This is a genomic window from Marinicauda sp. Alg238-R41 (genome assembly GCF_947331485.1).
Taxonomy (GTDB): domain Bacteria; phylum Pseudomonadota; class Alphaproteobacteria; order Caulobacterales; family Maricaulaceae; genus Marinicauda; species Marinicauda pacifica.
This window is the reverse complement of sequence record NZ_CAMZOJ010000001.1, coordinates 898,956-925,000: the sequence shown is the minus strand read 5'-3', so window position 1 is coordinate 925,000 and position 26,045 is coordinate 898,956. Positions and strand designations below refer to the sequence as shown.

The following is a 26,045-nucleotide window of genomic DNA, read 5'->3' as shown; positions in this document are numbered from 1 at the left end:
CAAACCGGTTTAGCTTGAAAGCTTGGCCAGATTTGCCTCGGCCAGCGGCCAGATGTGATTGACCGGTCCGTGGCCGACACCGAAGCCGGGCGCCCGCGCGATCGCCTCGTGCAGATAGTCGCAGGCCTGTTCCACGCTCTGCTCGACCGGCAGGCCCTGCGCCATCAGCGCGGCGATAGCCGAGGCGAGCGTACAGCCCGTCCCGTGCGTATTCTGGCTCTTCAGTCGCGGACGCGTGAACAGGCGTACCCCGTTGCGCGTCACCAGCACGTCGATGATCTGGCTTCCCTCGATATGACCGCCCTTGACGAGCACGGCGCGCGCGCCCTCCTTCAGCAGGGCCTCGCCCGCCGCACGCTGCCCATCCACATCCTCGACCTCCAGGCCGGTCAGCTTCGCGGCCTCCGGCGCATTCGGCGTGAGCAGATAGGCCAGCGGGACCAGGCGCTCGCGCACGGTATCGATGGCATCTTTATCCATCAGCGTGTCGCCCGAGGTCGTCACCATCACCGGGTCCACGATCAGCGGGATCTCGGCCAGCCGGTCGCCCAGCGTGTCCACCACGGTATCGATGACCGATTTGGTCGCCAACATGCCGGTCTTGATCGCATCGGCCCCGATATCGCTCAGCACCGCCTCGATCTGGGCCGCGATGATGGCCTCGGGCACGTGGTGGACATCGGTCACGCCTTGAGTGTTCTGCACCGTGAGGGCCGTGATCGCCGTAGCCGCGTAGCCGCCAAACGCAGAAACCGCCTTGATGTCGGCCTGGATACCCGCGCCGCCGGAGGGGTCCGACCCCGCGATCGACAGCACGCGGCCCTTCGGTTCGGGCGGGGTGATCTCGTCAGATGCCATATCGTCTGCCATTGTCCGCTTCGAGCAAGTAGTCTTGCTTCTTCATAACGCCGTACGGGGAGGTTCGGCCATCCATGAAACGCTGTCTCATCAGCCTGTTTGCGCCCATCGCGCTGGCCGCCTGCGGGGCGCCTGATTATCAGGCCCCCGCGCCCGTGGAGGCCAATGCCACCTCGATCGGCGAGGAGGTTCTGGCCAACCGTCTGGCAGAGGCGATCCGCATCCCCACAGTCTCGCGCAAGGACGTTCCCGATCACAACGCCGAAGCCTTCGCAACGTTTCGTGCCTGGATGGAGACGACCTATCCGCGCACCTTCGCAACGCTGGAAGCGACGGAGATGGGCCATGGCAGTGTCTGGCTGACCCTGCCGGGACGCGATACCGCGCTGGCTCCGGCCGTATTTCTCGCCCACCAGGATGTCGTGCCGGTCGAGCCCGGCACGGAAGACGGCTGGACCTATCCCGCCTTCGACGGAACGATCGCGGACGGCTATGTCTGGGGCCGCGGCGCGATCGACATGAAAGGCCACCTCGTCACGCTTCTGACCGCGATGGAGACATTGCTGGAGGAAGGCTACGAACCGGTGCGCACTCTCCATCTGGGTCTCACCCATGACGAGGAAGTCGGCGGGCTCGGGGCGCAGGCCATGGCGGCCTGGCTGGAGGCACGCGGCGAACGCGCCTGGTTCGTGCTGGACGAAGGCGGGTCCATGGTGCTCGACATGCCGCTGACCGATGCGCCGGCAGCCCTTGTCGGCGTTGCGGAGAAGGGCTTCCTCACCGTCGAAGTGACCGCCCGGGCGCGCGGAGGCCATTCCTCCAGCCCGCCCGACCGGACTGCGGTCGGCCTGCTCGGCCGGGCCATCGTGCAGATCGAAGAGCATCCTTTCGAGATGAGCCTGGAAGGCGGCCCGGTCGGCGAGATGCTGATGGCCCTGTCCGGCGACATGGACGGGATGCAGGGCGTGGCCGCCTCCCACCCGGGCATTTTCGGCGGGCTGATCGTGAACGCGATGAAGGAGGACGACGCGCCACGCGCCATGCTGGGCACGACGATTGCCCCGACCGTGATTACCGGCGGCGTGGTCGAAAACGTCCTGCCCCAGGAAGCTCGGGCGCTGATCAATCTTCGCCTCCATCCTCGCACCGACGCCGATGCCGCTCTCGATCATCTGCGCAGTGCCGTCGCCGACCTGGAGGGTGTCACGGTCGAGCCCTGGTCGGCCTGGTCGGATGCGCCGCCCGTGGCCGCCACGCAAGGTCCAGCCTGGGATCTCATCGCCGGCGCGGCCGCCAGCCATGCGCCGGAGGGAACGCCGGTCGCCCCCATGCTGCTCGTCGCCACCACCGACTCCCGGGCGTTTGCCGGCGTCGCCGAAAATCTCTACCGCTACTCGCCCGCCCGCATCGAGATGGACGATCTTTCGCGCATCCACGGCACGGACGAGCGGATGCGCACGTCCAACCTACCCCTGATGGTCAGCTATTTCCGCACGGTTCTGGCCGGGGCGGGCGACACGGACGCGCCAAACTAACCGCTCATCCGACTGGAGTTTTCATGACCGACAAGCGCGATCCTCGCCCGGCCGGCGTCTTCCTTTCGATCACGCCGCTGGTCACGCTGGCTGTCTTCCTGATCGCCTCGATCGCGGCCTTCGGAGACGCGACCACGGGAGGCCCCGCCCAGCTTGGCCTGATGATGGCCGGGCTGGTCGCCGGGCTGATCGGTCTGTGGCGCGGCTATGACTGGAAGGAGCTCGAGGAGCAGACCTATGAAGTCGTCGCCCGGGCCATGCCGATTGTCTTCATCCTGCTCGCCATCGGCCTGCTGATCGGACTGTGGATCGCGACCGGGGTAATACCGGCCCTGATCTTTTACAGCCTGGAGCTGATCAGTCCCTCTCTCTTCTACCTGGCCACGCTCATCTTGTGCGCCCTGGTGTCGATCTCGATCGGCTCCAGCTGGACCACAGCTGGCACGATCGGCCTGGCTCTGGTCTCGGCTGCCCAGATTGCCGGGCTACCGGCAGGGATCGTGGCGGGCGCGGTGATATCGGGGGCGTATTTCGGAGACAAGCTGTCGCCCCTGTCCGATACCACCAACCTGGCCGCCGGCCTGACCGGGACCGACCTGTTCGATCATATCCGGTTTCTGCTCTGGACTACGCTACCCGCCTTCGGCGTGGCTCTGATCGGCTTCGCGATCCTGTCTTTCGCGGGCAGCGCGGAGGTCGACGTGACGCGCATCACGCAAGTGTCCGGAGCACTCGACGAGAGTTTTTCGGTCTCTCCGGTCCTGCTTCTACCCCTGGTCATCACGCTGGGCCTCGCCGCCTTCAGGGTCTCCGCTTTCGCCGCGCTGATCATCGGCGCCCTCGTGGGTGGCGGCTTCGGCCTCGCCTTTCAGCCGGCTCTGACCGCCGACGGTCTGGGTTCCGGCCTGGCCATGCTCGCCAGCGCGGGCGCCAACGGCTTTGTCGCGGAGACGGGCGTGGACCAGCTGGACTCCCTGCTCTCGCGCGGCGGCATGGAGAGCTTCCTGACGACGATCTGGCTCATTCTTTCGGCGATGTTCTTTGGCGGGATGATGGAGAAGTCAGGCTCGCTCGACGTCATCGTCCGGCTGATGATCACCGGAGTGAAGACCGGCGGCGGCTTGATGCAGCGTGCCGGCCTCACCGCGCTTCTGGCCAACATCATCACTCCCGACCAGTTCCTGGCCATTGCCGCGCCCAGCCAGATGTATCGCAAGAGCTTCGAGGAGGCGGGCCTGGAGACCAAGTCCCTGTCTCGCGTGCTGGAGGATTTCGGCACCGTGACCTCGCCGCTCATTCCCTGGAATACGTGTGGAGCCTACATGGCGGCGACGCTCGGCGTGGCGACGTTCGCCTATGCGCCCTTCGCCTTCTTCAACCTGGCCAGCCCGGTGATTTCCTTCCTTTTCGCCGGACTGGGATTTCAGGTCGCGCGCCGCGTGGGCGTGACCGGCACGCCACACTCCCAGACGCTTTGATCTGACACGCCGGATTTGCGGCTTTCCAACCGCAACCGCCGGGCGTAGACAACCCGCCCCGCTTGCTACCCCGTGAGGGTAGCGTCTGAGGAGGTGTGACCGGACCCATGCGATCTGAATTGAAACAGCGGCGCTGACACGGCCGGCGCCCGGCCCGTCCGACAACTGCGTCACCACGCACGACCCGGACCGGAACATTCCCCCGCGCCGCCTCGCCCTGATTCAATTTGCTGCGGTGACCTGAAGTCCCGCTTTCGCCGAAGGTCCAGTCATGACCGATACCGATACCCGAACTGAGCGCGGTGACGCGACCAGCGCCCCCCTTCCAACACTCGCGGTTCTCGCTTTCCTGTGGCGCCAGTGGCGCCGCCGCCCGCTTCTGTTTGCTGCACTCGCAGGCTTCACCGCCATCGCGACGGTGACCGACATCTTCGTGCCGGTTGCCGCCGGCGCTCTGATCGACTCCCTGTCGAACGGACCCGATAGCGAGGCTGGGCGTCACTGGGCCGCGTTCGCGGTCTTCGTGGGCCTCGCCGTATGCGTGAACCTCGCACGGCAGGGCGCGGTCCGCTTCGAGATCCGGTTCTCCAGCGCGAACATGGCCGACATGACCACCCAATCCTTCGCCCAGGTTCAGCGCTTTGCGCTGGACTGGCATGCCAACACCTTCGCCGGCTCGGTGGTGCGCAAGATCACGCGGGGCATGTGGGCCTATGACACGATCACCGCGACCCTGTGGTTCAGCCTGATCCCTTCGGTCACGGTCATGATCGGCCTCGGCGTCTACATGCTGTTCAGCTGGCCTCTGGTGGGGCTATTTGCGCTGACCGTGATCGCCCTCTTCATCATCGCCTCCGTGCTGCTGGCGACCCGCTATATCCGGCCGCAGAACCTGCGCTCGAACGCACTGGACTCAGAGCTCGGCGGCGCGGTGGCCGATGCCATCGGCGGGGTGGCAACGGTAAAGAGCTTCGGCGCGGAGTCCCGTGAGGACGCGCGGTTTCACGAGCTCGCCTGGCGCTGGCGGGCCCAGGTCAAGCGCACCTGGCTGCGCTTTGCCAATACCTGGGTGGTGCAGATGATCGCCGTTCTGACCCTGCAGAGCGGGCTGACCGGCTTGCTCATCTGGATGTGGGAACGCGGCGAGGCGACGCCGGGATCGGTCGTGTTCGCGATCACCGCCTTTCTCATGATGGCCGGCTATATGCGCCGCTTCGGCGAAGATGTGCAGAACATCCAGCGCGCGCTCGACGAGATTCACGACATTGCCGAGTTCGACCGCATGACTCCTCAGATCCTCGACGCACCGGAGGCGAGCGAGTTCGAACCGGGCGAAGGCGAGATCGTGTTCGACCGCGTGACCTTCCGCTACGCGGGCCAGGATGAACCGCTCTACGAGGACTTTTCCCTGCGCATCGCACCGGGCGAACAGGTCGCGCTCGTCGGTCCGACGGGCGCTGGCAAGTCGACCTTCGTGAAGCTGGTCCAGCGTCTCTACGACATCGATGCCGGAGCCATAAGGATTGACGGTCAGGACATAACCGGGGTGACGCAGGCCAGCCTGCGCCAGGCCATTGCGCTCGTGCCCCAGGACCCGGCGCTGTTCCACCGCACGATCGCGCAGAACATCGCCTACGCCCGGCCCGGCGCCAGCCATGACGAAATCGTGGAGGCCGCCCGGCGCGCCCGGGCAAACGACTTCATCGAAGCGCTGCCAAAGGGCTATGACACGCTGGTCGGAGAACGCGGAGTAAAGCTCTCCGGCGGGGAACGTCAGCGCATTGCGATTGCCCGCGCCGTCCTCGCCGATGCCCCGATCCTGATCTTCGACGAAGCTACATCCAGCCTCGACAACGAGACCGAGCGCCTCGTTCAGGAAGCCATGGCCGACGTTGCGGCGACACGAACCGCGATCGTGATTGCCCACCGCCTGTCGACAATCCGCGATGCCGACCGGATTCTCGTGTTCGACGCGGGACGCATCGTGGAGCAGGGCACACACGAGGAATTGAGACAGTTGAAAGGCGGGGTGTATGCGCGCCTTTCCGCTATCGCGACCGGATAAACCAGGGCCGGGGCGACAAGCCGGGGGTGATGAGACGACCGATCGGGCGGCGGGCATAGACGCCGCGTGTGGTCAGCCAGGTGGCCGCGCGCCGGCTGCATTCAAAGCGCTTGGCGCGCATATCCACCGCGCGCAGCGACGGGACGATATAGCGCCACCACGCCCGGCTGCCGCGCGACTCGACCACGGCCAGGAAGTGCAAGGGACAGCCCCGCATTTCCTGGGCGATATGCAGGGCCGTATGCCGGGAAATGCGAGAAAACGGGACCGGCTCGCATTCGGAGAAATCGATCAGCGCGCTGACGAGATTATTTTCCTTCGACATCTGGATGAGCGCGAAGAAGGCATTCACCTGTTCGTACACCTGCGATGACGCATCCACTTTGAGCTTGATCGTGTTCGCCGCGATCATGTTCCAGTCGGTGAACGTCATTTCAGCCCCTCTGCGCCTGCGCGTTCTTCAACGGCGCAGGCCTTGCCTTCACCTGCCCCCTCGGCAGGCGGGTTGGCTCGCCGGTCTCTACTCCAGAGCCGGTCGCGTGCGCGGCGCGCGACACCGCGGCCAGTCGATTCTCGAGCAAGAAAAATTCACGTCAGCACAGCGCACGATATCGAAACCTTCAGTTGACTGTCCGCAGCCGCGCCCGCGCGATCGAAGCGACCGATGCAACCAGTCTCCATCACCAACATGATTTCAATGACTCGAGTTAATGCAACATCTGGGTACAGCGAGCCCGGCTGTGGATGGCCAGGAGACAGAGCCGATTCCGGCATCATGCAGGCGGTCCGCCCCTACCTATGGCGGCCTGAATCTTGAGCGCCTGTACGGTTTCCTTCACATCGTGCACACGCACGATGTCGCACCCGGCCCGGGCCGCGTGCAAGGCTGCGGCAAGGCTGCCGCCGAGCCGGTCGGCCGAATCGGGTGACGTCTCGTCGATGGCAGAGATGAAACGCTTGCGCGACGCGCCGAACAGGATCGGAAATCCGAAGGCACACAAATTCTCCATCGCGGCGATCAAGGCCAGATTATGCGCCACCGTCTTGCCGAACCCGATCCCTGGATCGAGCCAGATCGCCTCGCGGGCCACCCCGCTGGCGATCGCCGCGCCGGCGCGCTGGCCGAGATAGCGCGCGACGTCGGTGACGACCTCGTCGTATTCGGGCGCGGCCTGCATCGTCCCCGGCCTGCCCTGCATGTGCATCAGGCAGACCACGCAGCCCAGCCTGGCGGCCATGTCCAGCGCGCCCGGCGCGTTCAGCGCATTGACGTCATTCCACATCCAGGCCCCCGCCTCGATGGCGGCCGCCGCGACGCCCGGCTTCATCGTGTCTATCGAAATCACGCAGTCAGGCCGGGCCGCCTTGATGCGCTTGATGACCGGAAGGACCCGGTCCAGCTCTTCGCCTTCCCCGACCGGTTCGGCACCGGGCCTGGTGCTCTCTCCACCGATATCGAGAATATCCGCCCCGTCCGCGAGCAGGCGAAGCGCGTGGTCGAGCGCGGCGTCCGCGCTTGCAAACCGCCCCCCGTCCGAGAAGCTGTCCGGCGTGACGTTGACGATGCCCATCACCAGCGGCCGGCCATCGTCGGGGGTTTTGGGGCCTTCGGTCATTCGTGCGAGAATGCGGCACTCCGCCCCGGCGTCAAGCGCGCGAGGATGTGAGTCCCGGGCATCCTGGTATCGTGATAAGATTGCGCGATGGAAGACCGGTCCCGACGCCCCGACTATCAGGAGTGGCGCCTGCACGCCTCGCAGGCGCCCGGTCTGGATGCATTATGGATGCACGGCGTGGGCGTGACCGCGCGCCCGCACCGCATGCCGCCTCACTGGCAGATCAGCCTCGGGGTCGAACGCAAGCGCGACCGCCATGGCGCGCTGGCTTCGGTCCACGTCCTTGCCATCGGCCCGATCGAGAACAGCTATGTCTACGCCCCGCAGGCCGGCACGGAGCTGATCGCGCTGCGTGTTGAGCTCGAGCGGGCAACAGATGTGCTGGGGCTTCATCCGCGCGAACATCGCAACCTGATATCGCAACTTGCCCCGTCGTCGCTGGTGGACCCGATCCGGCGGCTCGCCGAAGCCGATGCAGCGCCTCACCTCGTCGGTGGGGCCTTGCTCAACGCGCTTCGCCCGCGCCTTCATGAGATCGCCACAGCCCGGCATGCCGCTCATCTGGCCGCGAGCTGGCTGCGCGAGAGCGAAGGACAGATGCGCGTCGACAGCCTCGCCGCCCGGCTTGGCGTCGCCGAACGTACGCTGCGCCGCCAGTTCGTCGACACGCTGGGCGTCTCTCCAAAGATGTATGCCGGAATGGTGCGCCTCAACGCGCTGCTTCATGCGGCCGATGGCCAGGACGATCCCGACTGGGCCGACCTCGCGGTCCGGTTCGGGTTCGCCGATCAGGCCCACATGGTGCGAAGCGTCGCGCAGCTGATCGGGCTCACACCCTCGCGGCTTCATCGCGAACGGCGCGGCGTGGCCGAAATCTTCAATACGCCGCCAGGCTCACTGGGCTAGCACATCCGGGCAGAACGGTCGCAAGCGACCCCATCCCTCAGTCCAGCCCGGAGCCCGCCATGATCCTCACCGCCCTGCTTGCCGTCCTCGTGTCCGGCCCGGCCCTCACCCCGGCGCCTGACGCACAGATCGAACGTCACGGCGACCATCTGACCCTTAAAGGCGGCATTGTCTGGATAAACACGGACGCCTTCACAGACGGGGTTGTCTCCGCCGAGCTCCGTCTCCCGGCGACGCGGGGCTTTACCGGCCTTCTCTTCCGAGCCCGCGATGGCCTGGATGGCGAGCTGATCTATCTGCGTCACCACCAGCGCGGCAATCCGGACGCCTGGCAATACCATCCACGCCATAATGGCCACCAGGCCTACCAGATCTACCAGGGGGAGGGTTTTGCGGGCACGGCGAGCTGGCGCGTGGACGAATGGATCCGCGTCGAGCTGCACGTGGCCGGAGATCGCGCGGAGCTCTTCGTCGACGGGGAGTCGATTGCTCGTGTCGATGACCTGCAGACCGGCCGCACATCCGGGCGTATCGGCTTTTGGGGGTTGCTGGGCGAGCGGGACATCCGCCAGGTCGAAATTGCCCGCACCGTCCCCCGGCTCACGCAGCGTCAGGTCGATGCGCCGGCCGAAATCGAGGGCGCGCTGATCGAGAGCTGGGACGTGTCCGCGCCTTTGCCCGAATCCGCCGTGGCACAAGCCATGACAATCGCGGACATCACGGCGTCAGCCGGAGACTGGACAACCGTACCGGCCACGCATCGCGGCATCGCCGACCTCAACACGGTCGCTCCGCTCGGACCGGAGTCAGATACCGTCCTCGCCCGCCACACGATCGAGGCGGCCGAGGCCGTGCCGGTCCTTTTCGACTTCGGATTCTCGGACCGGGCGCGGGTCTTCCTGAACGGGAGGCTGCTGTATACGGGAGCCGACGAGTTTCGCAGCCGCGACTATCGCTTTCTTGGAACGGTCGGGCGCTACGATACGCTGGTGCTCCCGCTTCAAGAGGGCACGAACGAGCTGATTGTCGCCGTGAGCGAGACCGAAGGCGGCTGGGCCCTGACCGGCGCCTTGCGGACACCCGGCCCGGCCTCGGGGCATTTCTAGCCGGCGAGGCGGGCGTGCACCTCTGCCGGCGTCACGCCGTCGAGCCGGATCGTCTTGATCCGGCTCGTGGCGCCGGCGACAAGCTGAAGCGCGCTCTTGGGGTGGCGCAGGGTCCTGGACAGAAGCGCAAGCACCGCCGCGTTGGCCTGCCCCTTGTCGGGCACGGCACGCACCTTCACGCGAAGGTATTCCACGCCATCGGCGCCTGCCTCAATCCCCTCAAACGTGTCTTTCGAAGCTTTCGGCGTGACGCGCACGCGGATCAGGACGCCGCCCGCACGCGCGCTGATCGCCGCACGCCGGTCTTCAGACACGGCCGGCCTCGACCATCTGGGCGAACATGTCCTGGATCGAGCTTGCGGTCGGACGATACTCGAGCCCCAGCTTCCGCTTCGACTTGGAATTGTCGGCGCGGAACGGCTTGTTCATGTTTCGCGACACGGTCTTGCGCGTGAGATTGGCATTGACCATCGGACCAATGATCCAGACCAGCCATTTGGGCATTTCCGATTTGGGGAACGGGTAGTCGTCACCGAACCGGGCACGCAGATCTTCGCCCATCTGCAGCAGGGTCTTGGTCTCGGCCGATACGATATGGCGGCCTTTCGCCTCGGCAATGAAGGCCGCGCGAATATGCGCCTCGGCCACGTCGCGCACGTCCACCGTGCCGATTTCCATCGGCGGCGCGCCGAACCGCATCGCGCCCTTCCCGATCTGTCTGACGACCGAAAAGCTTTCCGAGCGGGTATCGGGGCGGGTGCCCGGCCCCAGAATGAAGGAGGGATTGATCGTCACCAGGCGCCACCGGTTCTGGGCTTTTGCCATCTCCCAGGCCGCCTTCTCCGCCAGCGTCTTGGAATAGGCATAGGCGCCGTCTTTCAGCGACGAGCTGTGGTTCCAGACATCCTCGGTCAGCCGCTTGTCCGGCATGCCCTGGATATCGGCGTTATAGCCATAGATCGCCGCGCAGGAGCTCGTCAGCACGACGCGTTCCACCGTGCCGGCGCGCGTCGCGCTGTCCAGCACGGTTCGCGTTCCCTTGACCGCGGGGTCGACGAGATCGCGCTGCGGGTCGGAAACCTTGCTGGTGAAGGGCGAGGCCGTGTGAAAGACGATCGAGCACCCGGCCGCGGCATCGTCATAGCTGCCCGGCTCCAGCAGGTTGGCGCGGAAATATTTCAGGCTACCCGGCGACTCCGCCGCCATGGCATCGAGGTGGGCACGCTTGGCTTCATCCTGCGGATCACGAACGGCGGCATGGACATCGAAGCCCAGCTCAAGCAATCGCCCGACGACCCAGCCCGCGAGATATCCCGTGGCGCCGGTGACCAGAACGGGACGTGACCGGTCGAACACCGGATCGGACATGACATGTCTCCTGTTAGCAGGGTCCTCACCCTATCCTCGCGGGGTATCCGCGTCATCGTCCGAAACGAAAAGCCCGCGCCGGTGAGCGCGGGCTTTCCTCATTCATCAACCCGGACCGGTCAGGCACCGCCGGGTTTGGGCTCCAGCGGACCTTGCGGACCTTGGGCCGTGCCGCGTGCGGAGTCCTCGTCCTCGTCGACGACCGGCACCGCGCCGCCGCCGGACTCGCCGCCGTCATTCTTGTCGGGAACCTCGGCATCGCGGTATGGCTTGATGCCCTTGAGAAGCTCCTTGATCTCGTCTCCCGAAAGCGTCTCGTATTCGAGCAGGCCTTCGGACAGCGTGACCCAGTCCTCTTTCTTGTCGGTCAGGATCTGGCGCGCATGGGCCAGACCGCCTTCGACCAGGGCCTTGACCTCCTTCTCGATCTTGGCCGCGGTTTCCGCACTGATCGAGGAGGACTGGACCAGTTGCTGGCCCAGGAAGACCTCGCCCTGATCGTCCCCGTAATCGATCGGACCGATCTCTTCGGAGAAGCCCCACTGCGTGACCATGGCCCGCGCAAGCCGGGTGGCCTGCTTGATGTCCGAGGCTGCGCCGGAGGTCACGTTTTCCTTGCCGAATTTCAGCTCTTCCGCGACACGGCCGCCCATCATGATGGCCAGCCGGCTGGTCATCTCCTGATGGGTCATGCTCATCTTGTCGCCTTCGGGCAGCTGCATCACCATGCCCAGCGCGCGGCCGCGCGGAATGATGGTCGCCTTGTGGACCGGGTCCGCGCTCGGCACGTTCAGCGCCACGATCGCATGGCCGGACTCGTGATAGGCGGTGAGTTCCTTCTCCTTCTGGGTCATCACCATGGAGCGCCGCTCGGGGCCCATCATCACCTTGTCCTTGGCATCCTCGAACTCGGCCATCGTGACCACGCGCTTGTTGCGCCGGGCGGCCATCAGGGCCGCCTCGTTCACGAGATTGGCCAGATCCGCGCCGGAGAAGCCCGGCGTGCCGCGCGCGATCGTTTTCGGGTCGACATCGCTCGCCAGCGGGACTTCGCGCATGTGCACCTTCAAGATGCGCTCGCGCCCCGTCACGTCCGGGTTGGGGACCACGACCTGACGGTCGAAGCGGCCCGGACGAAGCAGGGCCGGATCCAGCACGTCAGGACGGTTGGTGGCCGCGATGAGGATGATGCCCTCATTGGCTTCGAACCCGTCCATCTCGACGAGGAGCTGGTTCAGCGTCTGCTCGCGTTCGTCATTGCCGCCGCCCAGACCGGCGCCGCGGGACCGGCCCACCGCGTCGATCTCGTCGATGAAGATGATGCAGGGCGCATTCTTCTTGGCCTGCTCGAACATGTCGCGGACGCGGCTGGCGCCGACGCCGACGAACATCTCGACGAAATCCGAGCCGGAAATCGTGAAGAAGGGCACGCCCGCCTCGCCTGCGACGGCGCGCGCGATCAGTGTCTTACCGGTCCCCGGAGGGCCGACCAGCAGGGCGCCCTTGGGGATCTTGCCGCCCAGACGCTGGAATTTCGACGGATCCTTGAGAAACTCGACGACTTCCTGAAGCTCTTCCTTGGCCTCGTCCACACCGGCCACGTCGTCAAACGTGACCCGGCCGGTCTTCTCGGTGAGCAGCTTGGCCTTGGACTTGCCGAAGCCCATCGCGCCTTTGCCCCCGCCCTGCATCTGGCGCATGAAGAAGATCCAGACGCCGATGAGCAGCAGCATCGGGAACCAGGACAGCAGGATGGACAGGAGATTGATGCCCTCCTCCTGCGGCTCGCGGGCGGTGATGCTCACATCGTTCTGGCGCAGCTGTTCGGTGACGCGCGCGTCTTCAGGGATCTGGACGGTGAAATTCTGGCCCGTATTGGACTGGCCGGTAATACGCCGGCCCTCGATTGTCACTGCGTCCACCTCGCCGGATTCAACCCGCTCCATGAAGTTGGAGAAGTTGATCTCGGTTCCGGAACTGCTTTGCTGGACCGGCCCCTGGAGCATGTTGAACAGCGCCAGGAGGAGAACCAGCAGAATCGCCCAGACGAGGATATTGCGCATATTCATCGTTTCGTCCTTTCACGGCCGGGCGATGACATCCCGGTCGTCATGTCGGTCTATTGTCACCCGATATTGGGCTTCGGGGCTTGTTTCGCCAGTGCCTGAGGGAAAAAGCCGCAGCTTATTGCCCATCAAACCATGACAAGGCCGTGAAGGGAAACGCGAGATGCTCCACACGCTCACCGCCCAGAAAGCGCAGCGTGCCGAAACCGGCCGCTTCGCAGGCGCTGGCTGCAAGTCTGTTGCCATCGGCGAGCTCGACCAGGGGCGTACCGGACCGGAAGGCAGAAGGCACATCGGACAATATGGGGCCGTCGCGCCCGGCAGCCCTCACCCTGAGAGGATATCGGGCCGTTACCAGAAAGCGTCCGTCGAACACGCCGGTTTCGCCGGCACCCAGCACGAGAGGCCGCGCAGCCTGTACTCCGTCGGCGCGCCCGCTGGCGGCACCGGGGTCGCGTCCAAGAGTGCCGCTCGTTTCCATCATCGCGCCAGCCGCCGTCGTTGAGGCTCCTGCGCGCAGCGCCGCCAGAAGCATGCGGACCCGTGCAGGACCTGGCAGATCGCGCTCGCCGGAGACCGCCAGCATGGCAAGCTCCATTCCCCGCCGCCGGACCAGGCTGTAAGCGCTCAGGAACAGGTCCCGGTCGAAGACGATTCCGCCCCACGCCGTCATCTGTGCGCTGTGATGGAGATGCCGGGCGGCATTGCGCGACAGCATCGTCTCGAAGCGGCCGGTGGTCCGGGCCATCGCCTCGGCCTCGGCAAACAGGACCGGATCCTCGATCTGGCCCGACTGGCGCAGGCGCACGCGTTCATAGCGGCGGTCCAGATTGGTCGGATCGTCGACCCACGCCACGTCTCGCTCCTGCAGATAGTGGCGAAGTACGCGCCGGGGCGTGTCGAGGAGCGGACGCAGAATGCGCTGTCCGCGCCCCTCCGGCCAGACCGGCGAGGCATCGTCCATCGACATGGAGGTGAGCGAGCGGCCCCGGCTGCGCCGCGCGAGGCGCATGGCCAGAGTCTCGAGATAATCGTCCCGCGTATGGCCGAGGAATATCCGGTCTGAACCGAGTTCGCGCGCGGTCTCTGCCAACGCCCGATGGCGAGCCAGCCGGGCGGCCTGCTGGGATTTGCGCGGTTCGCCCCATCGCAGGATGCGGACCTCCGCGCCCAGCGCCGCGGCGCGCCGGGAGGCCTGGCCGGCCTCGGCTGCGCTTTCAGGCCGCAGGGCATGATCGAAGATCACCGCATGAAACGGGCGCCCGTCCTGCTCGGCCAGGCGTCCCAGCAGGCAGGCGAGCGCCATGGAATCGCCGCCACCGGACAGGCCCATCACGATCGGACCGTCCGGCGCGAGCGTGCGGCATTGCCCGATCAGCGCGGCTTCGTCGAGTGTCAGCAGCCTGCCCGCGCCGCTTCACGGCTCGCCTTGCGGCGCGATTCTTCGTCTGCATTGGGGAACTCGGCGTCGAACCCGGCCAGCACACCACACGCTTCGGCGACCTGATCCATCGCCGCGAGGGAGGCGGCCAGACGCACCAGAGCGTCGGGCGCGCGCGGGCCCTGGCGTTGGGCTTGCAGCGAGGAGAGATAGGAGTCGGCGGCGTTCTGAAAATCGCCCTGGACGAAATGGGTCTCGCCCAGCCAGTACCAGGCTTGGCCGGCCAGCTCGTGATCGCCATAGGCGTTCGTGAATTGGGCAAACTGCTCCTGCGCGCCGCCAAAATCGCCATCGAGAAGCCGGTTACGGCCGTTCTGGAACAGCGTCGCGGGTTCCGGGAGCGTTGCGTTCGATGCCCCCGCAAGCGAGGCCGGTCCGCGCCCGCCGGCGGTCTCGGACCTGCGCGGTGCGCCGTTGTCGTTAGCCGGTCCGGCGCCACTGCCGGGAAGCGATAACTGGCCTGTCGCGGCGGCGCGTTCCTGGGCAAAGGGATCGTCCGGGTTCACGACCGCCAGATCCTCACCGGCATAGCTATCGCTATCCGGCTCCAGCTGGGCCGGCCCGCCGGACTGAGACGTCTGTGACCCGCCGAACGGCTGGGACGCGCTGTTGCGCAGGCGCTCGACCTCGTTGCGAAGCTGACGGTTCTGGTAAGTGAGCGTTTCCACTTCGCCGGTCAGCACGCGTTGTTCGCGCTCCAGCGCATCGACACGCTGCATCAATCGCTCGGCCACCGGGTCGCCGGCCAGCGCGCTGTCATCCAGCTCCGCCATCCGGGCTTCCAGCCGGTCGATGCGCTGGGCCAGCTCGCGGCGCGATTGCGCCTCGGCCGGCGCGGCGAAAACCGCCAGAGTGGCAAAACAGGCAAGCAGGGCGGCAAGGCGGGTCATGGGCATCCTCGTCGAAGCGGATAGCGCTACAGGCAGAAAACAAACGGTCCGGCCTAGGGCTAGCCCCCCGGAAGGGCGAAATTTAGGCGCGCGCCGCCGGGGCCTTCAAGGCCCGGCGTCACCGCCAGAATGAAAACGCCCGCCAGACGCATGCCTGGCGGGCGAAATCGTGTCTCCGGCGGGCCGTCCTCTTACGAGGTCGTGCCACCCTGGATGACGGTCGTCGCATTCCGGTTCAGGGCCCAGCACGACTCGGTCGACTGGTTACAGACCGGGCGCTCTTTGCCGTAGGAAACGGTCGAGATGCGCGACGCGTCGACGCCCTGGCTGATCAGGAAGTCGCGCGCGGCATTCGCGCGACGGGCACCAAGCGCGAGGTTGTATTCGCGCGTACCGCGTTCGTCGGCATTGCCGGCAACGAGGATGCGCACTTGCGGGTAGCTGGCAAGCCATGCGGCCTGGCGGCGAAGCGTTTCGCGCGCTTCGGCAGTCAGGTCATAGCGGTCATAACCGTAGAAAACACGGTCACCGGCCGTCACTTCGAAGTGCTCGGCAGTCCCGGGGACGGGACCGGTGTCTTCTTCAACAACACGGTCTTCGACCGGTTGCGCCGGGCCGGTGTCCATGTCGTTGGGCTCAGGTTGGCTGGCGCAGGCCGATAGTGCGAGGCCAAGCGCCGCGGCCGCGGCGAAGTAAGCAAATTTCATAACGGCGTAGTCCCTCTTCATGTCCGCGAGACTAACCTGCGGACGCGCACGATATACCCCACTCTATCTGCACTTGCGAGAAAAATTCACGCGACTGCATAGGGGACCCTAGACTGAGGTTGCTCAATCAATCAAGGGCGACCAGGCCGGATCGGACGATTGTCCCTGGATCGGCATCCGGCGCAGATTGATCCCGGCCAGATCGATGCTCCAGATCGAATACTGCGTCCCCTCGCGCGACCGCTCGCCGCGCGTGAACAGGATGACGCGGCCGTTGGGCGACCAGGTCGGGGTGTCCACGTAATAGCCTTCATAGAGGATGCGCTCCTCGCCCGAACCGTCCGCATCCAGCACGCCCAGGGCGAACATGCCGCCCTGCTGTTTCACAAAGGCGACCAGATCGCCGCGCGGGGACCAGACCGGGGCCGTGTAGCGCCCGCCGCCGAAGGAGATCCGGGTCGGCTCGCCGCCATTGGCGTCCATCACGTAGAGCTGGGAACTCCCGCCGCGCGAGGATGAAAAGACGATCCGGTCGCCTTCCGGCGAATAGGAGGGTTCGACATCGTCCGCCGGGTGGCTGGTGAGCTGGCGCAGCGTGCGCATGCGCAGGTCGAACCCGAAAATATCGTGCCCGCCGCGGCGCATGGCCGACACGGCCAGCTGGCGCCCGTTCGGGTGGAAGCGCGCCGACAGCGATTGCCCGCCTTCAGCCAGCGACGGGCCCGCATCGAACAGTGCTTCCTGGCGGCCGGTTTCGAGATCGTAGAGATAGCTCGTCGCCTGCCCGTCGCGGAAGGACACATAGGTGATCTGCTGCGCGCTCGGCGAGAAGTTGGGCAGCAGCGCCATGTAGGACCGGTCGGTCAGGAAAGAGGGGTTGGCCCCGTCCTGGTCCATAATGGCCAGCCGGCGGACCGATTGGCCATCCCCGTCCGTGCCTTCGGCCACGTAGACGATGCGGGTATCGAAATAGCCTTCCTCGCCGGTCAGCTCCTCGTAGACCGCATCGGCCACCTTGTGGGCCACCCGGCGCCAGTTCTCCGGCACCGAGACGAACTGCAGGCCGAGAAGCTGGGTCTCGGTCACCGTATCCCAGAGCCGGAACGCCACCAGCAGACGCCCGTCCTCGGCGACCGTCACCCGCCCGACCAGAAGCGCATTCGCATTGATCACGCGCCAGTCGGAGAAGCGCGGTCGCAGATCGATATTCCCGATCTCCTCGATGAAGGCATCCTGCGAAACCGGGGCGAAGAGCCCGGTGCTCTCGAGATCGCTGGTCACGACCCGGGCAATGTCCGCACCTGCTTCGCCGGCCAGGCCGGGCTCGCCGACAAAATCGACCACCGCGATGGGCAGGGGATCGAGATGGCCGGAGGTCACGTCGACGCGAAGTGGGGCCTGCGCGGCCGCGGCACCGGCGAAAATCACGCTGACCATGAAGGCCAGGACAAGTCGGACAGCAGTCATGAGCGGGCTCCGGTTGGTTGTCTCAATTCGGACTAGCGGCCAGCTTGCGTGTCAACATTGACCTCAAGAAGGCGCCATTGCTGGTAGTTCTCGGCGGGCATGCGGTAGGGCGCGCAGTCGATCACGGCGCGCAGCGCGCGCTGCCCGGCCACGCGCAGATACGGGTTGGGCGAGCCGAGCACGCGCGCCTCGTTGGTCAAACGCGGCGCATCGGAAAGTGTGCCGTCGCGGTTGAGCCGCACGCTGACCTGCACGCCCAGTTCCATGTCGGAGGGCGCATCGGCCGAGCTGCGCACGCAGCGCGCGATCTGCGAACTCATCATGTCAGACAGGGTTGCCGTCATGGCCGTGCCCGACCCGGCGGCGCTGCGCGCCTCTCCGGTCTCGGCATTGCGCGACGCGCTGGTTTCCCGCGACCGGTCGACCAGGCTGCTGAGCCGGTCCAGATCGAGCCCTTGCTGGCGTTGCGGCTCGGGTTCGGGCTCAGGTTCCGGCTCGGGCTCCACCGGCTCGGGTTCGGCTTCAGGCTCGTCCGGGATGGGTTCGGGCTCCGGCTCGGACTCTGTCTCAGGTTCCGGTGCGATCGGCTCGGGCTCCGGCTCGGGCTGGGCCGGTTCAGGTTCCGGCTCGACCGGCTCCGGCTCTGGCTCGGGCGTTTCCGGCTCCGGCTCAGGCTCGGGTTCGACCGGTTCCGGTTCGGGCCGGGCCGCGCGCACATTGGTCGTCGGACCCAACGAGACCAGCTCGACCGGCACGATACGCGTCTGCTCGAGCGAGGACATCGTGCGCGGAAAATAGATAAAGGCCGAGGCCACCAGCGCGATATGCAGGCCGGCCGACAACAGGGCAGCAAAAAGCGATCGCATCAGGCGCCGGCCCTCTCGCTTCCTAGTCCCGCTCAGGATCGGTCACGAGTCCCAGATCGCCGTAACCGGCGGCCGAGACCCGGGCGAGCACGCGCATCACGTCGCCATACGATGCGCCTTCGTCGGCGCGGATATAGACGCGCGCGTCCGATCCCGTACCCGAAATGGCGCGCAGGCGCGGGATCAGCTCCTCGAAGCTGACCTCGGTTTCCTGCAGATAGATATTGCCGTCAGCCTGGACGGTCAGGGTGAGCGGCTCTTCCGATGTGGTCATCGCCTGGGCTTCGGTGTCGGGTAGATCGACCTCGACGCCGACCGTCAGCAGCGGCGCGGTGACCATGAAGACGATGAGCAGGACCAGCATCACGTCCACGAAGGGTGTGACGTTGATCTCCGCCTTCGGCTTCCAGCCGCGCCGTCCGCCGGAGCGTCCGCCCATGTCGAGATTGCTCGCCACGGCTCAGCGCTCCCGGCTGGCAAGCGCAGCCAGATCGTCGACGAAACCTTCCAGGCGGGACGCATACTTGGCGAGGTTGGAGGACAGGGCGTTGAAGAACATCACCGCCGGCACGGCCGCCAGCAGGCCCAGCGCGGTCGCGAACAGCGCCTCGGCAATACCGGGCGCCACGACGGCCAGATTGGTGTCCTGGCTTGCGGCGATGGAGCGGAAGGAGTTCATGATCCCCCACACCGTGCCGAACAGGCCGACGAAGGGGGCCGTCGAGCCGATGATGGCCAGGATGCCGAGCCCGCTTTCCAGCTTGGTCAGCTCCCGGTTGGCTTCGGCGCCGCCGGCCTTGGCCACGGAGAAGCCGTCCCAGTCGCGCATGGCTGCCGACAGCACGCGTCCGAACGGATCCTTGGGATCGCGGCCATAGCGCGCCTCGAGCTCTTCCAGCTTCGCGCCGCTCCAGAATTCGGATTCCAGCCGCCGCGCCCGGGCATGAACGCCGCGCAGCTGCATGGCTTTTTCGATCGCGACTGCCCACGACCAGACCGACATCAGGGCAAGAATGCCCATCACCGTCTTCACGACGATGTCCGCCCGCATGAACAGATAGACGACGCTGAGTTCCTGGGCCGGTGCGGCCAGATCGACAGCTACGCTTTCCATGATTGCTCGTATGCTCCCCTCATATGACCGGGACGTACCGCCCGGCACAGGGTGTCGTGATTACTAGATTGTGCGCTCTGCGCAAAGACCGCAGCCGAACGCGTTCCGATTGCCAACCGAATGCGGCGATTTGAAGGATCGCGCCAGCCTGCCCGCAGCGCCGGCTGAAGAAAGTTTCCTGCGGGGAAACAGAATTTTGATCGCGCCACGGTGGAACCGGGCCCGTGTCCTCCCTACTTGAAGTCCCTGCGGCAGCGCGCCGCACGCCAACGCTGCCTTTTTTGCTTCTTCGGGGAGATATCACCCATGAAAACCGCTTTCGCCGCCGCCTCGCTTGCCGCCCTTCTCACCGCGCCGCTCACTGTGGCCGATGCCTTTGCCGAACCGGCCGAATACGAGTTCGACAAGAGCCACACGACGATCCGCGCGAGCTGGAACCATCTGGGCTATTCCGAGCAGTCCATCCATTTCACCGATTATGACGGCGTTCTGCTGCTCGACTTCGAGGAGCCTGAAAACTCCACGGTCGACGTGACCTTCTCGCTGGCCGACGGCTTCTGGGTCGGCGCCAATCAGGACCGCTTCGTCAACCACCTCAACTCCGGCGACCTGTTCAACACCGCCGAATATCCTGAAGCGCGCTTCGTGGCGACCGCCTTCGATACCGAGGACGGCGAGACCGGCACCATGACCGGCGATCTGACCCTTCTCGGCCAGACCCACCCGGTGACGCTGAATGTCGAGCTGAACAAGCGCGAAGCCAAGCCCGAACAGATGGGCGGCGCGATGACTGCCGGCTTCTCCGCACGCGGCACGATCGAACGCTCGCAGTGGGGGCTGGGATATGCCGTTCCGGCCGTGTCCGACGAGATCGACCTTGTCATTGAAACCGAGCTCCTGCTGGTCGAGGACGACGAAGACAGCGCCGAATAAGCCAGTCACGCTTGTGCGCTGCACCAAGGCCGGTCCGCATCTGCGGGCCGGCCTTTGTCTTGGACGGCTGAACGGTGTTCATGCGACCTCGCGCCGCGCGTTGACTTATGGGGTGGGCGCGGGCAGTTTCCGCCCCTAGTTTTCACGCATGTCCTGTCAGAGTACGGCAGGGACGCGGCGCAACATTCCGCTGTTCTGTCGTCAAATGCTAAACCGGAGCCGTCGATGAAAATCCTCGTCCCCGTCAAACGGGTGGTCGATTACAATGTGAAGGTCCGGGTCAAGCCGGATCAGAGCGGCGTTGACCTGGCAAACGTCAAAATGAGCATGAATCCCTTCTGCGAAATCGCTGTCGAAGAAGCGATCCGCATGAAGGAAAAAGGTCTGGCCGAAGAGATCGTCGTGATCTCCATCGGCCCGGCCCAGGCTCAGGAAACCATTCGCACCGCGCTCGCCATGGGCGCGGATCGCGGCATCCTCATCCAGACCGACGAGCGCGTCGAGCCGCTGGCCGTGGCCAAGCTGCTCGCCAAGGTGGTCGAGGAGGAATCGCCCGAACTCGTCATGCTGGGTAAGCAGGCGATTGACGACGATTCCAATGCGACGGGCCAGATGCTGGCCGCGCTGCTCGGCTGGCCGCAGGCGACCTTCGCCTCCGCGGTCGAGAAAGAGGACGGGTCGCTGAAGGTCACCCGCGAAATCGATGGCGGCCTGCAGACCCTGTCGGTCTCGCTGCCTGCCGTCGTGACCAGCGACCTGCGTCTGAACGAGCCGCGCTACGCCTCCCTGCCCAACATCATGAAGGCCAAGCGCAAGCCGATCGACACCAAGAGCCCGGACGATTACGGCGTCGACATCTCGCCGCGCCTTGAAGTCATCAAGGTCAGCGAACCGCCCAAGCGCAAGGGCGGCGTCAAGGTCGAGACCGTGGCCGAACTCGTCGACAAGCTGAAGAATGAAGCGGGGGTGATCTGATGACTGTTCTGGTTATTGCCGAACATCTCGATGGCGAGCTGAACGAAGCGACCCGCGCGGCGGTCTCCGCCGCGAAGAAGCTCGGCGGCGACATTCACGTGCTCGTGGCCGGCAAGGACGCCCAGAAGGTGGCTGAAGCTGCCGCCAAGGTCGATGGTGTCGCCAAGGTGCTTCAGACCGAGGGCGATGCCCTTGAGAAGAAGATCGCCGAGGCGATGGAGCCGCTGGTTCTGTCCATTGCCGACCAGTATGACGCGATCCTCGCGCCGGCGACCACGGCGGGCAAGAACTTCATGCCCCGCATCGCGGCCAAGCTGGATGTCATGCAGATCTCCGACATCACCTCGGTGGAGAGCGAAGACACCTTCATCCGTCCGATCTATGCGGGCAACGCGATGATGACGGTCAAATCCTCCGATGCGAAGAAGGTGATCACGGTACGCCCGACCACGTTCGAGAAAGCGGGCGACCAGGACAGCGCCGCGCCGATCGAATCGATCGACGCGCCCGAGGCCTCGGCGAAGTCCGAATTCGTGTCCGAAGAGCTGTCCAAGTCCGACCGCCCCGAACTGGCGTCCGCCAAGATCGTCATCTCCGGCGGCCGCGGCATGGGCTCGGGCGAGAATTTCGAGATTCTCGACCGCGTCGCCGACAAGCTGAACGCCGCAGTCGGTGCCTCGCGTGCCGCAGTGGACGCGGGCTATGTGCCCAACGACTACCAGGTCGGTCAGACCGGCAAGGTCGTCGCGCCCGAGCTGTACATCGCCGTCGGCATTTCCGGCGCGATCCAGCATCTGGCCGGCATGAAGGACTCCAAGGTCATCGTGGCCATCAACAAGGACGAGGAAGCGCCGATCTTCCAGGTCGCCGATTACGGCCTCGTCGCGGACCTGTTCAACGCGATCCCCGAGCTCGAAAAAGAGCTGGAGAAGGTCGGGTACTAGGTCTTCCTGGTTCCTGCACGCGTAAACGTAAAAAGGCCCCGGACGGTATCGTCCGGGGCCTTTTCGTTTAGAATCCGCGTCGACCCGGCTAAAGCGCCTTGACCGCCTGCGCGATAGGTGTGTCACCCTGCAGCATCTCGAACGTCTTGCCGATGGTGGACGGGGTCTCCAGCACCTCAGCCAGCGTCTCGGCGACATCGGCGCGGGTGATGGAGCGTTCCAGATTATGAAGGCGCTCGCCGGTCTCGATCTTTCCCGTCGGAGCTTCGTCGCTCAACGAGCCTGGCCGCACAATGGTGGCCTCCAGTCCCGTTTTGCGTAGATGGGCATCGGCCTCTTTCTTCGCCTTGAGATAATCCTGGAGTTTCTCCGGACCGTTCTCCGGCGTATCCGCCGACATCGAGCTGAGCATCACGAAACGCGAGACGCCGCTGGCTTCGGCCGCATCGGCCAGCGCAATCGCGCCGTCCCGGTCGACCGACTCGACAGCCTGCCCCCCGGACCCGGCCGCGAAGATCACGGCCTCCTGTCCCGACAGCGCCGCATCGAACTGCTCGGGACGCGTCAGGTCGAGCATGACCGGCTCGGCGCCCCGGGCGCGCACATGGTCGAACTGGTCCTGTTTGCGCACGCCGCCCGTGACCTCGTGTCCGCGCTTGCGCAGGGAGTCGAGCACGTGGCTCGCGACATTGCCGTGGGCTCCGGCGACGAGAACTTTCATCGGGCATCTCCTTGAAAAGGGTTGTCTGGGTGTCCCTCCATCAACGGCGCCCCGCCATCACCGTTCCGCCCGCAAGTCCTGCGCACGCAGCGAACTGGCGCACGAGGACGTGAGAAGACCCGGGTCTCAAAACGGGAAGCCGTGCCACACCTCGCACCCCCTCCCCGCGCTCCCCGGCGAAAGCCGGGGAGCGAAAATCACACCACCCTCATCTTGAGGTGCTCCGGGCAAGGCCCGGAGCCTCGAAAGATCGGATGACGGCCTCCTCCGACTCCACGTGTCCCGGATCAACCCGGCGCGCCCAAGGCCCCAAAGACTGTCATCCCGGGCGAGTGAAACGAGACCCGGGACCTCGTGAGGGATGCGGGCTCGCACCTTTCGCCCGCGCGAGACCCCGGATCGCCTGCGGCGTCCGGGGTGACACTCTTTTGTTGTCTTATGATTTGAATTCAGCTCAACCCTCTTTCCCAGCGAATGCTGGGAGCCAGAGATCGTAAGGTTCCGCGCGCCGTCTCCTGGATCCTGACTTTCGTCAGGAAAGAGGAAGAGAGAGAAGAAAACATCCCCTCCCGCCTCACGCCCCTTAACCTCGCCAGGCTCTTTCTCAACGCGTGAACACGCCGATCACCCGCCTCCCCGCAATGAGAGCCACGTGATAGTCGTAATAGTAGGAGGCGAGCCCCCGCTTTCCGGCCTGAATTCTCACCAGCCCGTTCAATAGCGCTCGATGGCCGCCTCGATCAGGGCATGGGCCTCGGGACTATCCCAGTCGGCCTCGCCCTGGACCCGGCCCAGCTCCACGCCGTGGCGGTCGTAGAGCACGGTCACGGGCAGCCCGCGTGCGCCCAGGCGCTGGACCGCGCCGAGGTCGAAGCCATGATAGAGGGTGAGCGCATCCAGACCATTCTGCGCGAAGAACTCTTCGGCCACGTCCATGCGCTGGTCCATCGAGATGGTGACCACTTCGAAATCGTCCGAGCCGTAGCGCGCCTGCAGGGCGTTGAGCTGGGGCATTTCAACCACGCAGGGCGCGCACCAGGTCGCCCAGTAATTGACCAGCAGGATCCGGCCCCGCTTGTCGGCCAGCGTCAGCGTCTCGCCGGACGGCGTGGTCAGCGTGTTCAGCGACTGGGAGGGCGCATCGTCTATGGCCACGAAGCCGCTCATCGTCCCGCGCGCATAGCTGTCCAGTAGGCCAGACGGGCGGCTGCCGGCCGCAGAAAACAGCATGTAGATCACGGCGGCGAAGCCGATCAGCGGAAGAAGGGTCAATGCCCATCTGAGCGGCGTCCAATTGTGCATCTGGACTTTCTCTGCCTCACCTTTAAGGATCGCGGTCATGACCGGATCCAATTCAAACCGCCCGGCTTCGGGACGCGATATGTGGGGCGGACGTTTCGCGTCCGGCCCCTCTTCCGTCATGGAAGCGATCAACACCTCCGTCCACATCGACCAGAGGATGGCCGAGGAAGACATAGCCGGATCGCTGGCTCATGCTGCGATGTTGTCTGCTTGCGGCATCATTTCAAGCGCCGACCATGAGCAGATCGCCGCAGGCCTGAAAGCCGTGCGCGAGGATATCCGCGCGGACCGCTTCGAGTGGAAGGCCGCGCTCGAGGACGTGCACATGAATATCGAGGCGGCGCTGCGCGAGAAGATCGGCGCGGCAGCCGGCCGGCTTCACACCGCGCGCTCGCGCAACGACCAGGTCGCCACCGATTTCCGGCTCTGGCTGCGCTCTGCCTGCGACCGCGCCATTGCCGGGCTTCGCGCCTATCAGCAAGGCCTTGTCGCCCAGGCCGACGCCCATGCCGACTGGGTCATGCCCGGCTTCACCCATTTGCAGACGGCCCAGCCGGTCAGCCTGGGCCATCATCTGCTGTGCTGGGTGGAGGCCGCCGAGCGCGATATCGGCCGCTTTGAAGACACGCGCAAACGCCTCAATGAAAGCCCGCTGGGCGCCGCGGCGCTGGCCGGGACCGCCTTTGCCATTGACCGCGACGCGACGGCCCAGGCCCTCGGCTTCGACCGCCCGATGGCCAATTCGCTCGACGCAGTTTCCTCGCGCGACTTCGCGCTGGAAGCGCTCAGCGCGGCGACGATCACGGCGGTGAATCTGTCGCGGTTCGCGGAAGAAATCGTGTTGTGGAGTTCGCGCCGCTTCGGTTTCGCCCGGCTCAGCGATGCCTATTCCACCGGCTCTTCGATCATGCCGCAGAAGCGCAATCCGGACGCGGCCGAGCTGGTCCGCGCCAAGCCGGGCCGCATTGCCGGCGCGCTGCAGGGCCTGATCCTCGTCTGCAAGGGCCTGCCGCTCGCCTACTCGAAAGACTTGCAGGAAGACAAGGCGCTGGTCTTCACCGCATTCGACGATCTCGATCTCGCGCTGGCCGCCATGGCCGGCATGGCCGGCGACCTCAGCTTCGACCGCGACGCGCTGGAACAAGCGGCCGGGGAGGCCTATTCGGACGCGACCGACCTGGCCGACTGGCTGGTGCGCGAGCTGGAACTGCCCTTCCGCGACGCGCACCACGTGTCCGGCTCCATCGTGAAGATGGCCGAGGGCCGCGGCGTCCCGCTGGCCGGACTCGCCCTTGAGGACATGCAGACCATCGAACCGCGCATCCGCGCCGATGTCTTCGACGTGCTCTCGGCCCGTGCCTCCATGGAAAGCCGGACGAGCTATGGCGGCACCAGCCCGGTGCGCGTACGCGAACAGGTCGCGCTCTGGACCGAGCGCCTCAACGCGGAGCAGACATCATGAAAGCCCTTCTCCTCCTTCTGGCCGGGCCAGCTGCCCTCGCCCTCTCGGCCTGCGGCATCCGCGGCGATCTCGACCGCCCGGCGCCGCTCTGGGGCCCCGGCGAGCAGATGGATGACGCGCAATCCGGCGAGACCGATGCGGCGGATGACGATATGTCGAGCCCGGAAGAGCGCGAGGACGAGCTTCTGCGCGATCTCGATCGTCTGGACGAGCCGGGCCGCTGAG

The 26,045-nt window shown here is 65.7% G+C and carries 25 protein-coding genes; 10 read left to right on the top strand and 15 right to left on the bottom strand.

Translation table 11 applies throughout. The features are described from left to right. Nucleotides 1-9 precede the first annotated feature (9 nt). Nucleotides 10-870, bottom strand: coding sequence for a bifunctional hydroxymethylpyrimidine kinase/phosphomethylpyrimidine kinase (gene thiD, locus PGP17_RS04280; protein ID WP_270374365.1), 861 nt, complete (start codon nucleotides 868-870; stop codon nucleotides 10-12). Between the two features lie 62 nt (nucleotides 871-932). Between thiD and PGP17_RS04275 the strand changes: the two genes are divergently transcribed. From PGP17_RS04275 to PGP17_RS04265, 3 genes are all read left to right on the top strand, one after another. Next, nucleotides 933-2,393 carry a M20/M25/M40 family metallo-hydrolase gene (locus PGP17_RS04275; protein ID WP_270374364.1) on the top strand — a complete coding sequence of 487 codons (1,461 nt, stop codon included), beginning with the start codon at nucleotides 933-935 and terminating at the stop codon, nucleotides 2,391-2,393. 23 nt (nucleotides 2,394-2,416) lie between these two features. After that, nucleotides 2,417-3,871: a Na+/H+ antiporter NhaC gene (nhaC, locus tag PGP17_RS04270; protein WP_270374363.1), complete on the top strand. Its 1,455-nt coding sequence runs from the start codon at nucleotides 2,417-2,419 to the stop codon at nucleotides 3,869-3,871. Nucleotides 3,872-4,142: 271 nt separating this feature from the next. After that, the gene (locus PGP17_RS04265) at nucleotides 4,143-5,936 is read left to right on the top strand and encodes an ABC transporter ATP-binding protein (protein WP_270374362.1); all 1,794 of its coding nucleotides are present in this window, start codon (nucleotides 4,143-4,145) and stop codon (nucleotides 5,934-5,936) included. Here PGP17_RS04265 and PGP17_RS04260 read toward each other — a convergent pair. Together PGP17_RS04260 and folP are read right to left on the bottom strand one after the other, a co-directional pair. Beyond that, complete coding sequence (locus PGP17_RS04260) at nucleotides 5,920-6,369, bottom strand: hypothetical protein (protein ID WP_270374361.1); 450 nt, start codon at nucleotides 6,367-6,369, stop codon at nucleotides 5,920-5,922. The two genes, PGP17_RS04265 and PGP17_RS04260, sit on opposite strands and share 17 nt — an antisense overlap. Before the next feature lie 340 nt (nucleotides 6,370-6,709). After that, a complete protein-coding gene (gene folP, locus PGP17_RS04255; protein ID WP_270374360.1) occupies nucleotides 6,710-7,552 on the bottom strand; it encodes a dihydropteroate synthase in 843 nt (280 codons plus the stop codon). Nucleotides 7,553-7,639: 87 nt separating this feature from the next. Here folP and PGP17_RS04250 point away from each other — a divergent pair, with 87 nt between their 5' ends. Further along, nucleotides 7,640-8,458, top strand: coding sequence for a helix-turn-helix domain-containing protein (locus PGP17_RS04250; RefSeq protein WP_270374359.1), 819 nt, complete (start codon nucleotides 7,640-7,642; stop codon nucleotides 8,456-8,458). A gap of 59 nt (nucleotides 8,459-8,517) precedes the next feature. Beyond that, complete coding sequence (locus tag PGP17_RS04245) at nucleotides 8,518-9,564, top strand: family 16 glycoside hydrolase (RefSeq protein WP_270374358.1); 1,047 nt, start codon at nucleotides 8,518-8,520, stop codon at nucleotides 9,562-9,564. Here PGP17_RS04245 and PGP17_RS04240 read toward each other — a convergent pair. The 10 genes from PGP17_RS04240 to PGP17_RS04195 all read right to left on the bottom strand — a co-directional run bounded on the left by PGP17_RS04240 (nucleotide 9,561) and on the right by PGP17_RS04195 (nucleotide 19,483). Beyond that, entirely contained in the window at nucleotides 9,561-9,878 is a 318-nt protein-coding gene (locus PGP17_RS04240) for a DUF167 domain-containing protein (protein ID WP_270374357.1), read from the bottom strand. The two genes, PGP17_RS04245 and PGP17_RS04240, sit on opposite strands and share 4 nt — an antisense overlap. Then, nucleotides 9,871-10,932 carry an NAD-dependent epimerase/dehydratase family protein gene (locus PGP17_RS04235; protein WP_270374356.1) on the bottom strand — a complete coding sequence of 354 codons (1,062 nt, stop codon included), beginning with the start codon at nucleotides 10,930-10,932 and terminating at the stop codon, nucleotides 9,871-9,873. The genes PGP17_RS04240 and PGP17_RS04235 overlap by 8 nt, the downstream gene beginning before the upstream one ends. A 119-nt stretch (nucleotides 10,933-11,051) precedes the next feature. After that, nucleotides 11,052-13,001 carry an ATP-dependent zinc metalloprotease FtsH gene (gene ftsH, locus PGP17_RS04230; RefSeq protein WP_135945303.1) on the bottom strand — a complete coding sequence of 650 codons (1,950 nt, stop codon included), beginning with the start codon at nucleotides 12,999-13,001 and terminating at the stop codon, nucleotides 11,052-11,054. Nucleotides 13,002-13,116: 115 nt separating this feature from the next. Further along, entirely contained in the window at nucleotides 13,117-14,331 is a 1,215-nt protein-coding gene (gene tilS / locus PGP17_RS04225) for a tRNA lysidine(34) synthetase TilS (protein WP_270375005.1), read from the bottom strand. Nucleotides 14,332-14,393: 62 nt separating this feature from the next. After that, on the bottom strand, nucleotides 14,394-15,329 hold the full coding sequence (ybgF, locus tag PGP17_RS04220) for a tol-pal system protein YbgF (RefSeq protein WP_158291286.1): 936 nt from the start codon (nucleotides 15,327-15,329) through the stop codon (nucleotides 14,394-14,396). Between the two features lie 191 nt (nucleotides 15,330-15,520). Next, complete coding sequence (gene pal / locus PGP17_RS04215; RefSeq protein WP_135945306.1) at nucleotides 15,521-16,036, bottom strand: peptidoglycan-associated lipoprotein Pal; 516 nt, start codon at nucleotides 16,034-16,036, stop codon at nucleotides 15,521-15,523. Nucleotides 16,037-16,159: 123 nt separating this feature from the next. Then, complete coding sequence (gene tolB / locus PGP17_RS04210) at nucleotides 16,160-17,503, bottom strand: Tol-Pal system beta propeller repeat protein TolB (protein WP_135945307.1); 1,344 nt, start codon at nucleotides 17,501-17,503, stop codon at nucleotides 16,160-16,162. A 32-nt stretch (nucleotides 17,504-17,535) separates the two neighbouring features. Continuing rightward, entirely contained in the window at nucleotides 17,536-18,369 is an 834-nt protein-coding gene (locus PGP17_RS04205; RefSeq protein ID WP_270374355.1) for a hypothetical protein, read from the bottom strand. A 22-nt stretch (nucleotides 18,370-18,391) separates the two neighbouring features. Next, nucleotides 18,392-18,808, bottom strand: a complete 417-nt coding sequence (gene tolR, locus PGP17_RS04200; protein ID WP_135945697.1) for a protein TolR — start codon at nucleotides 18,806-18,808, stop codon at nucleotides 18,392-18,394. A gap of 21 nt (nucleotides 18,809-18,829) precedes the next feature. Then, nucleotides 18,830-19,483, bottom strand: coding sequence for a MotA/TolQ/ExbB proton channel family protein (locus PGP17_RS04195; protein ID WP_135945309.1), 654 nt, complete (start codon nucleotides 19,481-19,483; stop codon nucleotides 18,830-18,832). A gap of 306 nt (nucleotides 19,484-19,789) precedes the next feature. On the opposite strand from PGP17_RS04195, the gene PGP17_RS04190 reads away from it, so the two are divergent. The 3 genes from PGP17_RS04190 to PGP17_RS04180 all read left to right on the top strand — a co-directional run bounded on the left by PGP17_RS04190 (nucleotide 19,790) and on the right by PGP17_RS04180 (nucleotide 22,335). Next, nucleotides 19,790-20,416 carry a YceI family protein gene (locus PGP17_RS04190; RefSeq protein ID WP_270374354.1) on the top strand — a complete coding sequence of 209 codons (627 nt, stop codon included), beginning with the start codon at nucleotides 19,790-19,792 and terminating at the stop codon, nucleotides 20,414-20,416. Between the two features lie 225 nt (nucleotides 20,417-20,641). Further along, a complete protein-coding gene (locus PGP17_RS04185) occupies nucleotides 20,642-21,391 on the top strand; it encodes an electron transfer flavoprotein subunit beta/FixA family protein (RefSeq protein ID WP_270374353.1) in 750 nt (249 codons plus the stop codon). Next, complete coding sequence (locus PGP17_RS04180) at nucleotides 21,391-22,335, top strand: electron transfer flavoprotein subunit alpha/FixB family protein (protein WP_135945312.1); 945 nt, start codon at nucleotides 21,391-21,393, stop codon at nucleotides 22,333-22,335. Before PGP17_RS04185 ends, PGP17_RS04180 begins: the two co-directional genes overlap by 1 nt. An 88-nt stretch (nucleotides 22,336-22,423) precedes the next feature. On the opposite strand, the gene PGP17_RS04175 is transcribed toward PGP17_RS04180, so the two are convergent. Further along, complete coding sequence (locus tag PGP17_RS04175) at nucleotides 22,424-23,056, bottom strand: SDR family oxidoreductase (RefSeq protein WP_270374352.1); 633 nt, start codon at nucleotides 23,054-23,056, stop codon at nucleotides 22,424-22,426. Between the two features lie 714 nt (nucleotides 23,057-23,770). Further along, complete coding sequence (locus PGP17_RS04170; RefSeq protein WP_158291288.1) at nucleotides 23,771-24,397, bottom strand: TlpA family protein disulfide reductase; 627 nt, start codon at nucleotides 24,395-24,397, stop codon at nucleotides 23,771-23,773. On the opposite strand from PGP17_RS04170, the gene argH reads away from it, so the two are divergent. Both argH and lptM read left to right on the top strand, forming a co-directional pair. Then, on the top strand, nucleotides 24,396-25,820 hold the full coding sequence (gene argH / locus PGP17_RS04165; RefSeq protein WP_270374351.1) for an argininosuccinate lyase: 1,425 nt from the start codon (nucleotides 24,396-24,398) through the stop codon (nucleotides 25,818-25,820). The two genes, PGP17_RS04170 and argH, sit on opposite strands and share 2 nt — an antisense overlap. Further along, nucleotides 25,817-26,044 carry an LPS translocon maturation chaperone LptM gene (gene lptM / locus PGP17_RS04160; protein ID WP_188634452.1) on the top strand — a complete coding sequence of 76 codons (228 nt, stop codon included), beginning with the start codon at nucleotides 25,817-25,819 and terminating at the stop codon, nucleotides 26,042-26,044. Before argH ends, lptM begins: the two co-directional genes overlap by 4 nt. The last annotated feature ends 1 nt before the right edge of the window (nucleotide 26,045 follow it).

Coding starts and splice junctions, on each gene's coding strand:
- thiD (WP_270374365.1), bottom strand. CDS start 870: ATGGCAGACGATATGGCATCTGACGAGATCACCCCGCCCGAACCGAAG.
- PGP17_RS04275 (WP_270374364.1), top strand. CDS start 933: ATGAAACGCTGTCTCATCAGCCTGTTTGCGCCCATCGCGCTGGCCGCC.
- nhaC (WP_270374363.1), top strand. CDS start 2,417: ATGACCGACAAGCGCGATCCTCGCCCGGCCGGCGTCTTCCTTTCGATC.
- PGP17_RS04265 (WP_270374362.1), top strand. CDS start 4,143: ATGACCGATACCGATACCCGAACTGAGCGCGGTGACGCGACCAGCGCC.
- PGP17_RS04260 (WP_270374361.1), bottom strand. CDS start 6,369: ATGACGTTCACCGACTGGAACATGATCGCGGCGAACACGATCAAGCTC.
- folP (WP_270374360.1), bottom strand. CDS start 7,552: ATGACCGAAGGCCCCAAAACCCCCGACGATGGCCGGCCGCTGGTGATG.
- PGP17_RS04250 (WP_270374359.1), top strand. CDS start 7,640: ATGGAAGACCGGTCCCGACGCCCCGACTATCAGGAGTGGCGCCTGCAC.
- PGP17_RS04245 (WP_270374358.1), top strand. CDS start 8,518: ATGATCCTCACCGCCCTGCTTGCCGTCCTCGTGTCCGGCCCGGCCCTC.
- PGP17_RS04235 (WP_270374356.1), bottom strand. CDS start 10,932: ATGTCCGATCCGGTGTTCGACCGGTCACGTCCCGTTCTGGTCACCGGC.
- ftsH (WP_135945303.1), bottom strand. CDS start 13,001: ATGAATATGCGCAATATCCTCGTCTGGGCGATTCTGCTGGTTCTCCTC.
- tilS (WP_270375005.1), bottom strand. CDS start 14,331: ATGGGCCTGTCCGGTGGCGGCGATTCCATGGCGCTCGCCTGCCTGCTG.
- ybgF (WP_158291286.1), bottom strand. CDS start 15,329: ATGACCCGCCTTGCCGCCCTGCTTGCCTGTTTTGCCACTCTGGCGGTT.
- pal (WP_135945306.1), bottom strand. CDS start 16,036: ATGAAATTTGCTTACTTCGCCGCGGCCGCGGCGCTTGGCCTCGCACTA.
- tolB (WP_135945307.1), bottom strand. CDS start 17,503: ATGACTGCTGTCCGACTTGTCCTGGCCTTCATGGTCAGCGTGATTTTC.
- PGP17_RS04205 (WP_270374355.1), bottom strand. CDS start 18,369: ATGCGATCGCTTTTTGCTGCCCTGTTGTCGGCCGGCCTGCATATCGCG.
- tolR (WP_135945697.1), bottom strand. CDS start 18,808: ATGGGCGGACGCTCCGGCGGACGGCGCGGCTGGAAGCCGAAGGCGGAG.
- PGP17_RS04195 (WP_135945309.1), bottom strand. CDS start 19,483: ATGGAAAGCGTAGCTGTCGATCTGGCCGCACCGGCCCAGGAACTCAGC.
- PGP17_RS04190 (WP_270374354.1), top strand. CDS start 19,790: ATGAAAACCGCTTTCGCCGCCGCCTCGCTTGCCGCCCTTCTCACCGCG.
- PGP17_RS04185 (WP_270374353.1), top strand. CDS start 20,642: ATGAAAATCCTCGTCCCCGTCAAACGGGTGGTCGATTACAATGTGAAG.
- PGP17_RS04180 (WP_135945312.1), top strand. CDS start 21,391: ATGACTGTTCTGGTTATTGCCGAACATCTCGATGGCGAGCTGAACGAA.
- PGP17_RS04175 (WP_270374352.1), bottom strand. CDS start 23,056: ATGAAAGTTCTCGTCGCCGGAGCCCACGGCAATGTCGCGAGCCACGTG.
- argH (WP_270374351.1), top strand. CDS start 24,396: ATGACCGGATCCAATTCAAACCGCCCGGCTTCGGGACGCGATATGTGG.
- PGP17_RS04170 (WP_158291288.1), bottom strand. CDS start 24,397: ATGACCGCGATCCTTAAAGGTGAGGCAGAGAAAGTCCAGATGCACAAT.
- lptM (WP_188634452.1), top strand. CDS start 25,817: ATGAAAGCCCTTCTCCTCCTTCTGGCCGGGCCAGCTGCCCTCGCCCTC.